This is a genomic window from Salinicola aestuarinus, assembly GCF_003206645.1.
Lineage (GTDB): Bacteria > Pseudomonadota > Gammaproteobacteria > Pseudomonadales > Halomonadaceae > Salinicola > Salinicola aestuarinus.
This window is the reverse complement of record NZ_PZJP01000004.1, coordinates 159,941-176,939: the sequence shown is the minus strand read 5'-3', so window position 1 is coordinate 176,939 and position 16,999 is coordinate 159,941. Positions and strand designations below refer to the sequence as shown.

Here is a 16,999-nt window from a genome sequence, read left to right as displayed (position 1 = left end):
CGGCCGGCTCGCATGGCGGTAACCGAATGAGTTGCGGCTGGCATGACAAAAACGGCCGCCCCGGATCGCTCCGGCGCGGCCGCTTCTCGGTGGTGTGGTACGAGCGCCGCTATAGCTCGGCTCGCCCGCAGGACACCGGTCTAGACGCGTCTCACAGGCTGGAGACGAACACCACGATCACGCCGATCGGTGCGACAAAGCGGGAAACGATTCGCCAGATCATCTCGCCGGTGCCGCCGAGTGCCAGCTCTTGGTTGACGCCCTCACTCTTCACGAACCAGCCAACGAAGACGATCGCGCCGAGGCCGGTCAGCGGCAACATGAACTTGGCGGTCAGCGTATCGAGCAGATCGAACACGCCAAGCCCGAACGGGGTGAAGCCTGACCAGAGGTTGAACGACAGCAGCGCCGCGATGCCCAGCGCCCAGGCAGCCAGTGCCGCCACCAGCGCCGCACCGATTCGCGGTAGCGGCGTACGCTCCTCGAGGAACTCGGTGACCGGCTCCAGCAGCGAGATCGCCGAAGTCAGCGCGGCGATGGTCAACAGCGCGAAGAACAGCGTGCCGAAGAGCATGCCGGCGGGCATATCCGCAAAGGCGACCGGAAGCGTCGCGAAGATCAGCCCCGGGCCGGAGCCAGCATCCTGCCCGTTGGCGAAGACCACCGGGAAGATCGCCATGCCGGCAGCCAGCGCGATCACCGTATCCAGGATCACCACGGTGCGCGCGGTCTTGATCAGATCGACGTCCTGACCGAGATAGGAGCCGTAGGCCATCATGATCCCCATGCCCAGCGACAGCGTGAAGAACGCATGCCCCAGAGCGGCCAGCACCACACTGCCATTGAGCTTGCTCCAGTCCGGCGAGAACATGAAGTCGGCCGCCTGACCGAAGCCGGTGGTGGTCGTGCCATAACCGATCAGCACCACCAGCGCGACGATCAGCAGCGGCATCAGCCACTTGGCAGCGCGCTCGAGCCCGCCTTTGACACCGCAGGCGACGATGGCGAAGGTCACGATCATGAACAGCGTGTGCCAGCCGAAGAGCGTCCAAGGCTGCTCGAGCAACGCCCCAAAGTAGTCGCCGAGGGCCACGCCCGCCGATTCACCGACCCCGCCGGTCGCCGAGCCCCAGGTGTAATTGAGCGACCAGCCGCCCACCACACTGTAGAAAGACAGAATCAGAAACGAGCCCAGCACCCCGGCAAGCCCCACCAGTGCCCACGCCGGTGAGCGCCCCTCATCGCGACTGACCTTGAGCATCGAATTGATCGGGTTGGACTGCCCACGGCGGCCCACCAACCACTCGGAGACCAGGATCGGCAGGCCGATCAGCGCGATGCAGCAGAGATAGACCAGCACGAACACCGCGCCGCCGCTCTCGCCCACCATGTAGGGAAACTTCCAGATATTGCCCAGCCCCACCGCCGAGCCGGTCGCGGCCAGCACGAATGCCGTGCGCGATGACCACTGCGCGTGGGTATGCGTCTTGTTCGCCATTGATTCACCGTCACTATCGCTATTGTCGGAGACTGCAAAAGGCGAGAAGCATCGCCTCCCGCACCTTGCCTGCGTTGTTTTCCGCGCCGGATTATAACGACTCATCCCCCCAGGTTCCGCGCCATGGAGCGAAAAAGCCGTCACCTCGAAAAATCCCGCTATCGATTTCGCGTGCGGCAAACGATCCCACTACCTCAGCGTTTCTGAGCAGCCGTTATTGTCTTATCCGGACTGCTGGATATTGCCTCGCTATGGCGTCGTTGCTGTCAGTCCCGTCGCTCGGCAGGCTTCGTGACCGATCGATGGCCCCAGCGCCACCCATCGAGCGAGTCGGTTGTCGACAGACCGTATTGGGCTCGACGGCGTGACGGGCAACGGCGCCAAGGATTCGCCGCAGGAACGGCTCGACAGGCAACGCCCGCCTCCCCACGCCTCGGGGGCAAGCGGGACAAGGCTCAAGGCGTCAGACGGGTGTGCAACGTCGTGGCTAGCGCAACGAACGCGCTTGCCGCCTCTCTTGTCGGTTCGTGCGCGGTCGCATGCGCCACATCGTTTCTCAGACGACGTAGCTCATGATAGAGCGTCACCTGCGGCTGATCGATCAGCCCTGCACGGACCAGCGGTTCCGGTAGCCGAGCGACAGCTACGTGATCCTGACCAGGCTCTCCTTGCTGCTGCGATCGCACGGCTGCGCGAGCCGCCTGTTCCAGCTGAGTCCAGGATTCCAGAATGGCCGTTCGAGGGTGGCGTTTGGCCAGTGTCGTGAGAAACCCGACGTCATCATCTGCCCGCCCCCCAGCAGCGGTGCGGTGCATGGGGAGCAGTGATCGTAACTGCTCCAGGTCGTGTTCCAGCTCCGCCTCGAAAGGGCCCGCCCGCAGCTTCTTAATAAAGGTGCCGAACTGCAGGATCTGATCCCTGAAAAGCAGCGCGAGGATCAGTGCAAACACCGGCCAGGCCAACGACCGGACAAGACTCGAAATGAAGGTCAGCGAATCCATTGTCGATACTCGATTGCTCAAACGAAGCCGGGGGTCCTGCCCGCGTGCGAGCAGCCAGGGGTTAGATTGGCGGAACCGGTAGGAAATTTCGAGCCGTTGGCCCGTTGACTCTCGATTCACTCGAACAACAGCATCGCCCATGATCCGAATCGCCGCTGAGGCGCAGGGCGCTCAGGGCCAATCGCTCACCCCATTCAACGTGGCTATGGAGTGGAATCAGCGGACTGGAAAACGATCCCGCCCCGGATAGGGAGGTGACCTACGGGGTGTGGATAAAACAGTGAGAGGGACTGAGATCGCTTCGCTCGGCCAGCGCGGGCCTGGCCCGCGCCGAGAGTGAGCCGAGTGGACGTTTATTGTCCGTAGCAGGAGAGTTTTCCAAGGGCGTCTGAAAGACCGACCAGGGAGAAAGTATCAATCAGCCGTTCGCCATCGAGCGGATCGATCGCTTCCAGTCGGATCTCACTGCCGGCTTTCGCTTCTTCGGTGAACTGGTCGACGCGGTTCATCCGAATGTAGGACGCTTCATTGCCGACAAGGAGCCGCCAGTACATCTGATCGGACGCTTCCTGCTCGTCGATTCGATAGCGAACGAGAATGTCGTCATCGTCATCGCCGCCATAATAGGTACCGTGCGTATAGATAACGTTGAGGCCATCGCTCATGCATTCCCAGGATAGGCTCGCGTCTCTATCAGAGCTCTCCGTAGGGGTAGAGACAGCGCTTCGATCCGAATCATCGAAGTCGTCGTGATTTTCGAAATAGCTGAAATCACTCTGCTTCGACGTTTTTGCAACGGTGCTGCAACCACTCAACACGATGGCGATGGAGACGGCGGCAACGGCGATAGTTGCGTTCCTGACGATCACTTTGACTTCCCCTATATCAAGGCTGACACCCAATTCGGCGGACGATTCTGCGCGCCATACTTTACGACAATGGCTGGCAAGTTACGACGCTTCGCTGGCCTCGTGAGACGCCGTTAGCCTGGGTGATTATCCAAGCCGTCGACGCGCCGGCCTGATGGCCAGGCCTGCGTGCCGATTCCCAACGAGATCGTTCAGCCGAAACACCGCGCCGCCTATTATGACGCAATGGCCCACTCGAGGACTCCGTAGTGCAAGCTTTCGTCGGCTCGACTACTTGAACCAGTCCTGCTCGAAGGATCCGTTGTGAAGGCGATAAAGCGAGAGTCCGTACTTCAATTCCCTGCCCTGGCTGTCTTTCATCATGCCCTTCTGCTTGCCCAGTGAGTAGAGGAAGGCATCGACAAGCAGGATCGTGGCATCGATGAACCACCAAAGACCGAGCCCCCCGATCGTTATCACCTTGAAGAGCGCGGACTTCCATTTCCCCAGATAAAACCGATCAAGCCCCAAAAACCCGAACCCCATGGAGAGAATCAGGGCAAGGATTCGATTTTTCTGCGGGCCTTGAATATCACTGTTTTCCATTTTTTAACTCTTGGTGAATAGAAAAGTCAGCCCTCGCGGGACCGTAGTTCGACTTCGACACCGCCGTCTACACGGGTAACGCGGTAATCGATCGGCACATCGGGGCCATGGGACGTGGCAACGACCGCCTGACATGAGCGAACCGTTTCCGTTTCCCCCACCTCTTCGACGTCCACGATGTCAGTGGCTTTCGGGCTGGGCATGTAGGTCGAATAGCCATTGGCATAGGGATTGCCATACTCGCCGGCGATCGCATTCTGAAGCGACCGGGACATGGCGCCGTAAGGATTGCTGCTTTGGGCGACTGCCTCATCGAAGAGCGCTTTATTGGTCTCGGTGACCATCGGGCTCGAGCAGGCCGGCAGCGGACGAGAGGACGGCAAGAAGTAGCCGCCATCGACGATACCGAAGACGACGACGCCATAAAGCACCGAGGAAACCAACCACATCCAGAAGAAACGAACGCCTCGCCTGAGCTTGTGCGCCCTGACCGCCAGATAGACCGGGATGACCCAAAACCAGTAGAGGGGTGCCCTGCTGCGGCCGCTGTCTCGGATGCTCAAGGCATCCACCAGCGCAATCAGCGAGTAGACGATCGGCACCGCAAACAGGTAGCCATCGTCAAACACGACAGGGCTATAGTTGTATATCAGCGCGCTATCGATGAATAAGAAAGCGAGCGGGAAGAGTGCCAGTACCCAAGCCAGGGTGTCGCTGACGGGCTGGGGCTGATGTCTCTCTCTTGCCTCATCCGTTAGATAGTCCCCGAGCGCCGTGTCACTCAGCGGCTTTGTCGCGGCATCTTCCGGCCAGCTGGTGTTCCAGACTGCCGTATCCGCGCCAATGTCTCGATCCATGATCGCAACGATCATGCGTTCTTTGGACAAGGGCCCACGGACGTTGCCGCCATCCTGGTAATACCAGTGGTCGTTGAAAGGATCAGATTGCGACACGACGTCTCCTTGCGGCGATACGAGCGCACCCACCGGGTGGCGCCTATGTCATCAGGACTCGAATTTTTCCTGAGCTCGCTGATCCTGTTTCGATTGGCTCATGAGACGTTTCGCACCGAAGACGGCAACGAGCCCACCGGGGACGAAAAGGATCGAACCAACGATCATCAGAATGGGACCCATTCGCCCCTTACGATCGCTGAGGGCAAGGAGAAAACCCACGATCGTCGCCGCCAGGGAAGCAGCCGTCAGCGAGAGGAAGACAGTCGCGGCCGTACCGGATAGATCTTGAGTCACGTTGAAGGCGACGGCCGCCGCTAACAGCACGTTAAGAATGACGCCAGCAGTGGCAAGTCCCATGAAAGAGTCCCCGAGTCGCTTATTTTAAAGTGATGGCTTGAAAAGGAAGCGCGGGAGATTAAGCGATGAATTTTATTTATTCAACCGACTGTCGAGCGGGCGTCGAGGGCACTTTTTGCGTTAGACGACGGCCGTTGGCAGGGCAGTTGAGAGTCGAGTCGGACACGTTCAATATTTGACTTGCGCGCCGTCAAGGCACGATTCACGGGCGCTGCGCGCGCTCACTGGCCCGCTAGAGGCCGTCGTGCCGGTCCCTCCTGCCCGGTGGAATTCCGAGACGATGGCAAGTTTTAACCCAAACTTCATTTAGCGTTTTCCTATAATAATTACTTATCGATACAAAAATTTTAATTCGACTACTTTTCGCTCGAAAGGCGTGCTGGGGTGACTGACGACGACAGGCGGCGCCCCCTTATCCAGTAACCCAACAATGGCTGGCAATCTTCATTGAGGCGCAACGCCCACTGTCATTTCTGATCGTCACGGCAGACTGTCGAATAGCTACTGCCTGACGGTCAGCGACACGCTTCAGTCTCGGTACGCCCGCAGGGGATACTTGAGACGCTGACGAAGAACGCTTGAAAGAAACGCTAGAGAGAAACGCCCGAGAGACTGGCAGGCGCGCTCGCGGTCGATCCGCGTTCTTTCGCAACCTCGGAGGCAGGCAGCCTCGTCGACACCTGAGAGGAATGACACGCCTGGCAGGTCAGTGCACGGGGCGGTCGCCGTTGGCATCGGCCTGTCGACGCGATCGTCGTAACCCGCTTGCGTTTTCAGAACCTGATTTCGCCGACTCGTGACGCCAGGTTCCCACTCTTTGATGCGAGTGGATCGCCCCAGAGGTCGGTTGAAGCCAAGCTGATCATGCCTTTCGGGGTCTCGGGCATGAGATGAATTATCAACAGCCTGATTCAGCAATACCTAAAACAGCGATTCCTGTCGTTCGCCCGCGAACTCCCCGAGTGGCGGTAATTCAACGCGCTCGGCGAGCTGGCGATACAGGTTTCGGGCGAGTTGTGGTGCCTCTCGATTGTCCGGCGTATGCACAAAGAGAAAAGGGGTTTTCCCCTGTTTTATCCACAGGGTAAGGCGTTCTATCCACGGCTCGAAACGGACTTGATTAATGGCCTCGTCGAAGTGGCCGATGAAGCGAACGACAGGGTTGACCGCCGTGGAGAGCACGTGTAACGGGACTTTGGGCTTTTCTCCCTGAGCTGCTGCAAGCTTTTTGTCAAGCCCTGCGGCCGTGGAGAAAAGGGCACGCACGTCGAGCAAAACGCGATTCGCCTCTTGACTTATCAACAAGCGGTTAAATCCCTGTTCGGCGCCCCCTTTGAGGAAGAATTCAGGGGCTCGCACCTCGACCCCGCAGGGGATACCACTAGGCCAGCGAGAGAGCAGATGCTCCAGCGCAGGCAGCTCGGCATGGCCGAAATCCCGAGGTAGCTGGACCATCAGTGGGCCAAGACGGTCATGCAGGGGCGCTAGACGCTGGATGAAGTGAGTGAACGCCTCATCGGTGCCGCGCAGACGTTGGCGATGGGTCAGCTCGCCAGGCAGCTTGAAGCAGAATCGGAAGCTGGCAGGGGCCTGCGCCGCCCAGGCAGCGACGGTGTCGACGCTGGGTGGGCCACTGTAGAAGGTGGTGTTGCCCTCCACCGCATTAAAGATGCCGGCATAGTCGGTCAGGCTCGCATCGCCATGGGCGGGGAGCAGGGTGCCGCGCCAGTCGCTGTTGGCCCACATCGCCATGCCAAGGTAGAGCGGCGGTGCGGGCGCGTCGTTCAGCGTCATCGGTGTCAGCGAACCTTCTCGGCGTGCAGCGTCACCGTCGGAGAGACGATATCCTGCTGGGCGGCGATCATGGCAAGCTCCCGCGTGCCGGCGCGGCGGGTGTGCTCGAACAGCATGTGTACGGCAGCCGCGGTCTGCTCCAGCGCACGGGCAGGGCCTTCGTCGGTGACCCCGGCGCGCAGACTGTGGGCAAGAAACATCGCCGCCGTGAAATCGCCGGCCCCGTTGGGTGGAATGACGAAATCCACCCGGGGCGTGGCGATCCGCCAGCTGCCGGCGGGCGCATCGACCAGCATGCCGATGTGCTCGTCCTCGTCACCCTCGAGTTCGAGGGAGGTCACCAGCACGACCTTTGGTCCCTTGGCACGCAGCGCGCGGGTGGCGGCTAGGGCGTCGTCGAGCGTTTTCACCTCGCGCCCGGCGAGAAAGCCGAGTTCGAACTGGTTAGGCGTGACGATGTCCGCCCGCGAGACGGCGTGATCGCGCATCCATTCAGGAATGCCCTCGCGCACGAAGAAACCGCGGCCAATGTCACCCATTACCGGATCGCAGCAGTAGAGCGCTTCGGGATTTGCCTGCTTGACGCGGTCGACGCTGTCCAGCACGGCCCGGCCAATCCCTTCGTCACCCATATAGCCGGAGAGCACGGCGTTGACGCCGCTGAGCCCGACCAGCGATTCGACGCCGTCGAGCACGTTCTGCAGATGTTCCGGACTGAAGACGTCGCCGGTAAAGGCGCCGTAGCCGGTGTGGTTGGAGAACTGAACGGTATTGATCGCAGTGACTTCGAGCCCCAGACGCTGGAGCGGAAACACGGCGGCGCGATTGCCGACGTAGCCATAGGCGACGTGGCTCTGGATGGAAATAACGTGGGTCATGGAGCGCTCCTGCCGCGAAACGGAAAGCGCCCAGTGTAATGCGCAGGCCGCAGAACTTGCAGCGGGAGTTGGCCGGCAGGGTGACTCGACGCCACCCCACGGCGGGGATATCCTCGCGCAAGCTGACTTCTCGCTTCACGCTCTCTTATCGGACAACTGCCGCGCCCCGGTGCCGGCCGTGTTTTCAAGGATCGACACTCCATGCTCTCAGCCGGGCGGCCTTTCGCGTTCGTTTTCTCCCCTCAGCGGCTCTCTGTTCTGCTCATGGCTCTGCTGACGCTGCTCGTTGCCGGTTGCTCGAGCGCCCCCCGCGCCCCTTCTGTTTCAGGTACCGAGGCGGAAAGACGCGTTGAACAGCCTGCCCGCGAGACGAGCTGGCACCAGCTGCCCGGCTGGAGTCAGGATCAGCCGATGGCGGCATGGAGCGCCTTTCGCGAGAGCTGTTCACGGCTCGAGCGCAAGCCGCTCTGGCGTGAGGTCTGTGCTGATGCCCGCCGCGTCGACCCGCTCAACGCCGGCGCCATCCAACGCTTCTTCGAGAGCCGCTTCGTTCCCTATCAGGTCACCAACGACGACGGCAGCGCCACGGGGCTGATCACCGGTTACTACGAACCGATTCTGCGCGGTTCTCGCGTGCGCGGCGGCCCTTACCAGACACCACTCTATCGCTATCCTCGCTACTGGAAACGTCATACGCACGTGGGCCCTACCCGCGCGGCGCTGATGCAAAGCGGCGATCTCGATGGCACCGAGCTCGTGTGGGTCGACGACCCGGTGGAAGCGGCCTATCTACAGATTCAGGGATCCGGACGTATCGAGATGGCCGACGGCAGCACCATGCGGGTCGCCTACGCCGGTACCAACAACCAGCCGTTCGAGTCCTTTGCCAGGCGCCTGATCGAGCGCGGCGAAATCACGCCCGCCGAAGCCACCCTCGCCGGCGTGAGGGACTGGGCCCGCCACCATCCCAATCAGGTGGAGTCGATGCTCAACGTCAATCCGCGCATGGTGTTCTTCCGCGAGCTGACCGGTAGCGAAGCGCTCGCCGACACCAGCGGCCCGGTGGGCGCACTCGGCGTGCCGCTGACCTCGGAACGCAGCATCGCCGTGGATCCCAGCGAGATTCCACTGGGCGCACCGGTATTCCTCTCCACGACCCAGCCGCTATCCGACCAACCCCTGCAGCGGCTGATGGTGGCACAGGACACCGGTAGCGCGGTGAAGGGCGCCGTGCGGGCGGACTTCTACTGGGGACACGGCGATGCCGCCGGCGAAGCGGCGAGCCGGATGAAGCAGCGCGGCAAGATGTGGGTCCTGATGCCAAAGCCGTAGCCGTCGCGCCTCGCTCGATACCGGCGCCCGCTGGGGGCGTCGGCCGCTCTCATGCGACAGCGCCGGCGCACCCAACCCGCCTCAGGCCGCCGCGAAGCGCTTTTTGACGCGAAGCGCGGCAACGATCTGAATGATCCCATAGAGCAGCGCCACGATGCCGATCCACAGGGCGGTGGCGACCAGGCCGCTGAGCGGGCTTACCACCAGCAGGATACCCAGCAGCAGCGCCAGCACGCCGCTGAGTACGGTCCAGCCCTCGCCCGGCACGCCGCGCCGAAGGCGCAGCCCCAGCAGCAGCCGGTAGACCCCGGCGATGATCAACCAGAGCCCGACCAGTACCAGCAGCGCACTGGCCAGCGAGAGCGGGTCGAAAAGCGCCAGCAGACCGAAAAGCAGTGATATCACGCCATAAGCCAGCAACCAGCGTCGCCCCGCGCCCTGGTACGTCGTCGCGACCATGTAGAGCGTTGCCACGCCTTCTGCCAGCGCCAGTAGCCCCATGATCCAGGTGAGGGCGGCGATCGCCCCCAGGGGGCGGAAGATCGCGATCAACCCGAAGATGACGGCGATCACACCCAACGCCGCCAGAATGCCCCAACTGCGCCCAATCAGACTTCTCGTTGCCATTCGTCGCTCCCGCGCTGGCGGCTCGGCTATCCTGTGTTCGTAACGCGCCACCCCAAGCGGCTGCCGCCCCAGTCAGCGCGTCTCTTCGTCCTTCACCATAGACAGGGATGCCGTCATTTACCCGGGGCTGGGTGATCGATCACCGATGTCGCGCTGCCCGGCGGCGTCGATAGTTTTCCTGACCGAACCAAGGAGCGACTCGATGTCGGATGCATCCTCCCACCTCTCGCGTGCCCCGCTGGCCGTCGTCACCGGCGCCACTGCCGGGCTGGGATTCGAGACCGCGAAGGGACTCGTCGAGGCGGGTTACCGTGTGATCCTGGCGGCACGCAGTCCCGAGAAGGGCGAGATCGCCTGTCAGTCGATTCGACAGCATCACGCCGATGCCGACGTCCACTTCGCGCTACTGAATCTCGACAGCCTCTCATCCGTGCGCGCTTTCGCCGAGGCGCTTCGTCGGGAGGAGTCTTCGCTCGACCGACTGATCAATAACGCCGGTATCATGGCGCTACCGCAGCGCGAGCTCACGGAAGACGGCATCGAGCGTCAGTTCGGGGTCAACTTTCTGAGCCACTTTCTGCTCACCAGCCTGCTGATGCCGCTGCTCGAGGCGGCTGACGCGCCCCGCGTCGTGCAGTTGTCGAGCCTTGCTCACCGCAGCGCCAGCATCCACTTCGATGATCTCGACGGCGGTCGTCATTACGGCGCCTGGCGAGCCTACCGCCAGTCCAAACTGGCCATGTTGCTGTTCGCGCAGGCGCTCGCCCGGCGCAGCGATGCCAACGGCTGGAACGTGCTCAGCGTAGCGGCCCACCCCGGGCTTTCACGCACCGCGCTCTTCGATACCGGGGTCAAGAGCCGGGCGCTGATGGGAAAGGCATTCAAGCTGGTGATGCCGCTGATCAGCCAGACCGCGGCCGCCGGCGCCCGTCCGACGCTGCACGCTGCCCTGAGCGATGAGGCCGAAAGCGGCGATTACTTCGGCCCGGATGGCTTTAGTGAGACCACTGGCAAGCCCAGGCGCGCCCATCGCAGCAAGGCTGCGCAGGATCGCGCGGTAGAGGATCGTCTATGGGACGTGGCTTGCGAGCTGACCGGTGCGGTCTGGCCGACGCCTTAGCGGCACCCCACGCATCGGGCGATGAACGAGACCAGGCCATGCGGGGCTACCTCGCCTCCCTCTTAGATGTTATGTTATAGCATATTATACTTTCCCTGCACTGGATCCCGCTCATGCCTCCTCTTCGCGCCCGCGCCCTGCTCTCCCGACTGCCCGCCTTCGGGCTCCTGCTGGCTGCTGTCACGGTCGCTCAACCGGCCTCGGCGGCCATCGATGCCGTGGCGGCCGAGAGCAGCTACGGCAGCATGATCGAGACCATCGGCGGTGATCACGTCGACGTGGTGTCGCTGCTGAACAGCCCCGACGTCAATCCGCACGCCTTTCGTGCCGATCCCCAGATTGCCCGCCAGCTCCAGAACGCCGATCTCGTGGTCCTCAATGGCCTCGGCTTCGATGGCTGGATGGAGCCGCTGCTCGACAGCACCGCCAGCGAAGACCGCCGGATAGTGCGGGCCAGTGACGCCGGCAGCCACCTGGTCATGGCCGACGAGAATCCACACGTGTTCTATTCACCGCGAATCATGCTGACGACGGCGAGCCGCGTGGCCTCCGCACTCGCCGCCATCGATCCGGAGAATGCCGAGGACTATCGCGCCAATCTGGCGACGTTCCAGCGCCAGCTGGCACCGGTCTACGCCGCCGTTCAGGCATTGATCGCGGACTACCCCGATCTCAGCGTGACCGCGACCGTGCCGGTCTACAGCTACATGATCGCGCTGCTGGGCTACGAGAACCGGTTTCATGACATCCAGTTCGCCTCGATGGGCAACCATCAGCCGAGCGCCCGGCAGGTGGCGACCTTCACCCAGGCACTCGAATCCCGCAAGGTGGACCTGCTGATCTACAACCAGCAGGTCCACAACCGGCTCACCGAGAGTCAGGTGGACACCGCCCGGCAGGCGGGACTGCCGGTGGTCGGCGTCAGCGCGATTCCGCTGAACGGGGAGGACTACGCCGAGTGGCAGATCCGTCAGCTCGAGTCGATCCACGAGGCGCTGGACGACGCCAAGGTCGATGCCGAACGTGGCTGACAACACGACAGTGCCGGCGGTGGAAGCACGCGACATCGCCGCCGGCAAGGGCAGCGATCCGGCCTTCTCAGCGCTGTCGTTTCGGATTGAGCCGGGCAGTTTCACGGCGCTGGTCGGCCCCAACGGGGCGGGCAAGACGACGCTGTTCGAGTCCATCCTCGGTCTGATCGCTCCGCACAGTGGCGAGCTGCGGGTACTCGGTGACAAGCCTTGCCGAATGCGGCGACAGACCGCCTACGTGCCGCAGGCTGCGGGCATCGCGCATGACGATGCGCTGATCGGCCGGGAGTTCGTCTGCGCGGCGTGCAACGCCCACCGGCTCGGCGTCGCACTGCCGCGTGCCCGGCGCCGGGCACGCGAGGCGGTCAACGCCGCGCTCGACACCGTCGGGGCCAGGGATCTCGCCGAGCGGCGGCTCTCGACGCTCTCCGGCGGTCAGCGCCAGCGGCTGCTCATTGCACAGGCGCTGGTCGAACAGCCGCGCCTGATCCTGCTCGACGAGCCTCTCTCTCAACTCGACCCCGCGGCTCGCGACTGGATCGTGACCGTGGCGAGGCGTCTCACCGAGCGCGGCATCGCGGTGATCTTCAGCACCCACGACATCAATCCCGTGCTCGGTGCCTGCGACCGTGTGCTCTACCTGGCACAAGGACGCGGGCGGATCGGCAGCGTCGACGAGATCATCTGCGAACGAACGCTGAGTGAGCTCTACGCCACGCCGATGCGGGTCATTCGTGACAGCGGAAGGCGCTTTGTCTTCGAAGGCGGCCAGAGCCGGGCACTGGCGGAGGCCGGCTAGGGCTTCGCGCCGCCCTGTCCTTTTACGCTCACTTCATTTCACGCTTTCAGCCGGCCGTGTCGCTGCCGGTGTCACGTTGGGTGTCGATCATGCCCGAATTTCTGCAGTTCGCTTTCATGCGGCACGCTTTCGCTGCCACCACCGTCATTGCGCTGATGGGGGCGCTCGTCGGCTATTTCGTCGTCCTCCGTCGCCAGGCCTTTGCCTCCCACGCGCTGAGCAACATCGGGTTTGCCGGCGCCGCCGGCGCGTCGCTGATCGGCGCCGACCCCATGCTGGGCCTGCTCGCTTTCGTGATAGGCGCGGCGCTGGTGATGGCACTGGCGGGACGCGAGATGGGCGAGCGCGATATCAGCGTGGGCATGATCCTGATGTTCTCGCTGGGGCTCGGCGCGCTGTTCATCAATCTCTACAGCGCCAACGCCAATGCCGCCATCGGTATTCTTTTCGGTAGCGTCTTCGGCATCGATGCCGACCAGATCCGCTGGATCATCGTCGTCTCCCTGGTGCTGCTCGGCGCCCTCGCCGCGATCTTTCGACCGCTGCGTTTCGCCAGTCTCAACCCCGAAGCGGCGCGCGCGCGCGGCATCCCGGTGAGGGCAATCGACACGCTCTTTCTGCTATTGGTGGGGGCAGCGGCCGCGGTGGCGGTACCCGTCATCGGCTCGCTGTTGAGCTTCGCCATCTTCATCGGCCCCGCCGCCGCGGCGCAGGCCTGGTGTCCACGAGTCGGCGCGGGTCTCGTGCTCACTGCCGGACTCGCGCTCACTCAGTCGCTGGGCGGGCTAGTGCTCTCCTACTACGCCAACCTGCCGGCGTCGTCATGCATCGGTGCACTGAGTTTCGGCTGCTATGCGCTGAGCCGGCTGACCCGACGTCTCGCCTGAGGCGATGAACCCGCGTCATCAAGGCGTGTTCACTGCGTCGAGGCGAGACCGATAGCGGCGTCTTGATCGTGTGCCGACGGTTTGCCGGCCTGGCGGCGACGAAACTCGCCGGGGGTGATGTGGAAGAACTCGCGGAAGCAGTTGCGAAAGTGGGTGATGCTGATGAAGCCGCTGGCAATGGCGACGTCCGTCGCCGTGCGGTTGGTCTGCTGCAGTAGCTGGCGCGCGTGGGTCAGCCGCAACTCGAGGTAGTAGCGCGCCGGGCCGACATCGACGTGCTGACGAAACAGCCGCTCCAGCTGGCGCCGCGACACGCCGGCGCGCTGTGCGATCGCCTCGACCTCCATCGGCTCCTCGATATGGTTGTGCATCACCGAAAGCGCGGCTTTCAAAGGGTTGGGCAGCGTCGGATTGCAGTCGATGGAGACCACGGAGACATCGAGCAGCTCCTGCGACTTGTCGCAGCTCAAGACTTCGTCGATGGCATCCGCCAGACCGCTCTCGCTGTCGTGGCGGATCAGGTCAAGCATCATGCTCAGCGAGCTGTTGGCGCCGGCACAGGTGACCCGGCGCGGCTCGACGACGTAGGAGCGGTGCGAGAGTCCCACCCCCGGGAAGAGCTCGGCCAGCGTCGCGCGGGAGTCGGGATGAATCGCGCAGTCGTGGCCGTCGAGCAGGCCGGCTTCGGCCAGAAAGAAAGCACCGTTCCAGAGCCCGCCCAGAATCGCTCCCTTGGCATCGGCGCTGCGCAGCTTGTGCCGAAGCACCGGTGTCGTCGCGAGCGGCACGCGAAAGCCACCACAGACCACCAGTATGTCGTGGCCGCTGGCATCGAGATCGGCAAGCGAGCAGTCGGTGGAGATGGCAATGCCCAGATCGCTGGTGACCAGCGCCCCGGAGGACCCGACCACGCTGACGTCGTAGCGTGGCGACGGCGCCATCAGGTTGGCGGTCACCAGCGCATCGGCGGCGCCGGTAAAGGCCATCAGCGAGAAATTGTCGAGCAGCACGAACGCCGCCCGACGCACGCCCACCTGGCCGCTCGGGGAGCGCTGTCGCAGGTGAGTCATGTTCTTGTGCTTCAGAACACTGGCAAAGGAGTCTCGCACGGCTTCTCTCACGGCAGCGCCAACGCGGGTCGGAGACGGTTCGGGCTCGCGTGGGCGACCCCCGCGAGCAGCGTCATTCCCATGTGCCATCAGGTCAATAGTGCTCCGGCCTGAAGATCGCATTCACTACAGAAGACGTCGCATTCGGCTATGGAGCGGGCAACACCCACAGATGACCGGGTCGCCTCGCGTCACGGCACCAGCCGGGCGTCAGCCGATCGCCCACTGCAGCGTTACCCAACCTCCTGTTTCACGCTCACCCATCCCTGACTCGCCCCCGCTTACTCGACAGTGACACTCTTGGCCAGGTTGCGCGGCTGATCGACGTCAGTGCCCTTGAGTACGGCGACATGATAGGAGAGCAGCTGCAGCGGCAGCGTGTAGACGATGGGCGCGAGGAACTCGTCCACCGCCGGCACGTGGAGTACGCGCAGACTGTCGGCGGCGGTCAACGCCACGCCCTCGTCGGCGAAGACGAAAAGCTCGCCGCCGCGGGCACGGACTTCCTGCAGGTTGGATTTCAGCTTTTCCAGCAGCTCGTCGTTGGGGGCGACGGCGATCACCGGCATATCGGCATCGACCAGCGCCAGCGGGCCATGCTTGAGCTCGCCGGCGGGATAGGCCTCGGCGTGGATGTAGGAGATCTCCTTCAGCTTGAGCGCGCCTTCCAGTGCGATCGGGTACTGCGTACCACGCCCCAGGAACAGCGCGTGATGCTTCTCGGCGAAGGCCTCCGACAGCGCGGCGATGGGACCATCCATGGCCAGCGCCTGATCGAGCACGCCCGGCAGCCCCCGCAGCGCCTGCACGAGCGCCGCCTCACGCTCGTCGCCGCGTGAGCGCCGCAGCGCGAGCGTCAGCAACATCAGCGCGACGAGCTGGGTGGTGAAGGCCTTGGTAGAAGCCACGCCGATCTCCGGCCCGGCCTGGGTCATCAGCGACAGATCAGACTCCCGCGTCAGCGAGCTACCCGGCACGTTGCAGATGGCCAGCGTCGCCAGATAGCCCTGGCCATCCTGCTCGGTGAGGTCGTCGGCGCGGCTTGTCGCATAGCGCAGCGCCGCCAGCGTGTCGGCGGTCTCGCCGGACTGCGAGAGTGTCACGAAGAGCGTGTTCTCCGGTACCACGACGTCTCGGTAGCGATACTCGGAGGCGACCTCGACCGTGGTCGGAATCCCGGCGAGTTTCTCCAGCCAGTAGCGCGCCACCATACCGGCGTGATAGCTGGTGCCGCAGGCGATGATGTGCACCTGTTTGACCCGCTCGAACAGCGCCCTGGCGCCGACGCCGAAGCTGCTCTCCAGCACGTGGCTGCCGCTCAGTCGGCCCTCCAGCGTGGCGGCGATCACTGCCGGCTGCTCGTGAATCTCCTTGAGCATGAAGTGCCGGTAGTCGCCGCGACTGGCGGCGCTGTCGCCATGCTCATAGACCTGCACGTCACGCGCGGCCGGCTCGCCGTCAGCGGTCAACACCTCGATGCCGTGACGCGCCGACAGGCGCACCACGTCACCCTCCCGCAGGTAGACGAAGCGGTCGGTGACCTGCAGCAGCGCCAGCGTGTCGGAGGCGAGGAAGTTCTCGTCGATCCCCACGCCCACCACCAGCGGGCTCCCCTTGCGCGCGCCGACGATCTCCCGCGGGGCGTCGACGTGCATCACCGCCAGCGCATAGGCGCCGTCGATTCTGGCCAGAACCGACTGCACGGCCGCCAGCAGATCGTGGCATGTGGCGAAGGCGCGATCGATCAGATGAGCAACGACTTCGGTATCGGTTTCGGACTCGAATACCACGCCGTCGCTCTCGAGCTCACGCTTGAGCGGTTCGAAATTCTCGATGATGCCGTTGTGAACGATCGCGACACGATCGCCTGCAAGGTGAGGGTGAGCGTTCACCTCGGAGGGCTTGCCGTGGGTCGCCCAGCGAGTGTGGGCGATGCCGATGCTACCGGTCAGGGAGCGCTCGGCGAGTTTCTCCTCGAGCGCGGCGACCTTGCCCTGTGCCCGCTGGCGCATCAGCGCGCCGCTCTCCATCACTGCCATGCCGGCGCTGTCGTAACCGCGATATTCGAGACGCTTCAGCCCTTCCAGCAGGATGCCCTGCACGTTGCGCGCAGCCAGCGCGGCGACGATTCCACACATGATCGATGTCCTTGAAGA

General features: G+C 63.5%; 16 protein-coding genes. 5 read left to right on the top strand and 11 right to left on the bottom strand.

Features of this window, described 5'->3' with window-relative positions; genetic code table 11:
- Positions 1-151: 151 nt before the first annotated feature.
- From DOM41_RS04735 to pdxY, 8 genes are all read right to left on the bottom strand, one after another.
- The gene (locus DOM41_RS04735) at positions 152-1,498 is read right to left on the bottom strand and encodes a sodium-dependent transporter (protein WP_110685690.1); all 1,347 of its coding nucleotides are present in this window, start codon (positions 1,496-1,498) and stop codon (positions 152-154) included.
- Between the two features lie 455 nt (positions 1,499-1,953).
- Positions 1,954-2,499 (bottom strand): hypothetical protein, encoded by a 546-nt coding sequence (locus DOM41_RS04730; RefSeq protein WP_110685689.1) that lies wholly within the window; start codon positions 2,497-2,499, stop codon positions 1,954-1,956.
- Between the two features lie 353 nt (positions 2,500-2,852).
- Positions 2,853-3,368, bottom strand: coding sequence for a hypothetical protein (locus tag DOM41_RS17360; RefSeq protein WP_157956837.1), 516 nt, complete (start codon positions 3,366-3,368; stop codon positions 2,853-2,855).
- 270 nt (positions 3,369-3,638) lie between these two features.
- Entirely contained in the window at positions 3,639-3,953 is a 315-nt protein-coding gene (locus tag DOM41_RS04720) for a TM2 domain-containing protein (RefSeq protein ID WP_110685687.1), read from the bottom strand.
- Positions 3,954-3,979: 26 nt separating this feature from the next.
- Positions 3,980-4,906 carry a DUF4339 domain-containing protein gene (locus DOM41_RS04715; RefSeq protein WP_110685686.1) on the bottom strand — a complete coding sequence of 309 codons (927 nt, stop codon included), beginning with the start codon at positions 4,904-4,906 and terminating at the stop codon, positions 3,980-3,982.
- 51 nt (positions 4,907-4,957) lie between these two features.
- Positions 4,958-5,266: a hypothetical protein gene (locus tag DOM41_RS04710; protein ID WP_110685685.1), complete on the bottom strand. Its 309-nt coding sequence runs from the start codon at positions 5,264-5,266 to the stop codon at positions 4,958-4,960.
- A 921-nt stretch (positions 5,267-6,187) separates the two neighbouring features.
- Complete coding sequence (locus tag DOM41_RS04705; RefSeq protein WP_110685684.1) at positions 6,188-7,060, bottom strand: DUF72 domain-containing protein; 873 nt, start codon at positions 7,058-7,060, stop codon at positions 6,188-6,190.
- 5 nt (positions 7,061-7,065) lie between these two features.
- On the bottom strand, positions 7,066-7,938 hold the full coding sequence (gene pdxY / locus DOM41_RS04700) for a pyridoxal kinase PdxY (protein WP_110685683.1): 873 nt from the start codon (positions 7,936-7,938) through the stop codon (positions 7,066-7,068).
- 201 nt (positions 7,939-8,139) lie between these two features.
- Here pdxY and mltA point away from each other — a divergent pair, with 201 nt between their 5' ends.
- Positions 8,140-9,270, top strand: coding sequence for a murein transglycosylase A (gene mltA / locus DOM41_RS04695; RefSeq protein WP_110685682.1), 1,131 nt, complete (start codon positions 8,140-8,142; stop codon positions 9,268-9,270).
- Between the two features lie 81 nt (positions 9,271-9,351).
- Here the strand turns inward: mltA and DOM41_RS04690 are convergent, their stop codons facing one another.
- Positions 9,352-9,897 (bottom strand): HdeD family acid-resistance protein, encoded by a 546-nt coding sequence (locus DOM41_RS04690; protein ID WP_110685681.1) that lies wholly within the window; start codon positions 9,895-9,897, stop codon positions 9,352-9,354.
- 202 nt (positions 9,898-10,099) lie between these two features.
- On the opposite strand from DOM41_RS04690, the gene DOM41_RS04685 reads away from it, so the two are divergent.
- From DOM41_RS04685 to DOM41_RS04670, 4 genes are all read left to right on the top strand, one after another.
- Positions 10,100-11,017 carry an oxidoreductase gene (locus DOM41_RS04685; protein WP_110685680.1) on the top strand — a complete coding sequence of 306 codons (918 nt, stop codon included), beginning with the start codon at positions 10,100-10,102 and terminating at the stop codon, positions 11,015-11,017.
- Positions 11,018-11,130: 113 nt separating this feature from the next.
- Positions 11,131-12,048, top strand: coding sequence for a metal ABC transporter solute-binding protein, Zn/Mn family (locus DOM41_RS04680; RefSeq protein WP_110685679.1), 918 nt, complete (start codon positions 11,131-11,133; stop codon positions 12,046-12,048).
- A complete protein-coding gene (locus DOM41_RS04675; protein ID WP_157956836.1) occupies positions 12,041-12,847 on the top strand; it encodes a metal ABC transporter ATP-binding protein in 807 nt (268 codons plus the stop codon). Before DOM41_RS04680 ends, DOM41_RS04675 begins: the two co-directional genes overlap by 8 nt.
- Positions 12,848-12,936: 89 nt before the next feature.
- On the top strand, positions 12,937-13,734 hold the full coding sequence (locus tag DOM41_RS04670; protein ID WP_110685677.1) for a metal ABC transporter permease: 798 nt from the start codon (positions 12,937-12,939) through the stop codon (positions 13,732-13,734).
- A 29-nt stretch (positions 13,735-13,763) separates the two neighbouring features.
- On the opposite strand, the gene DOM41_RS04665 is transcribed toward DOM41_RS04670, so the two are convergent.
- Complete coding sequence (locus DOM41_RS04665; protein ID WP_110685676.1) at positions 13,764-14,843, bottom strand: GlxA family transcriptional regulator; 1,080 nt, start codon at positions 14,841-14,843, stop codon at positions 13,764-13,766.
- Positions 14,844-15,124: 281 nt separating this feature from the next.
- Positions 15,125-16,981 carry a glutamine--fructose-6-phosphate transaminase (isomerizing) gene (gene glmS, locus DOM41_RS04660; protein ID WP_110685675.1) on the bottom strand — a complete coding sequence of 619 codons (1,857 nt, stop codon included), beginning with the start codon at positions 16,979-16,981 and terminating at the stop codon, positions 15,125-15,127.
- Positions 16,982-16,999 lie beyond the last annotated feature (18 nt).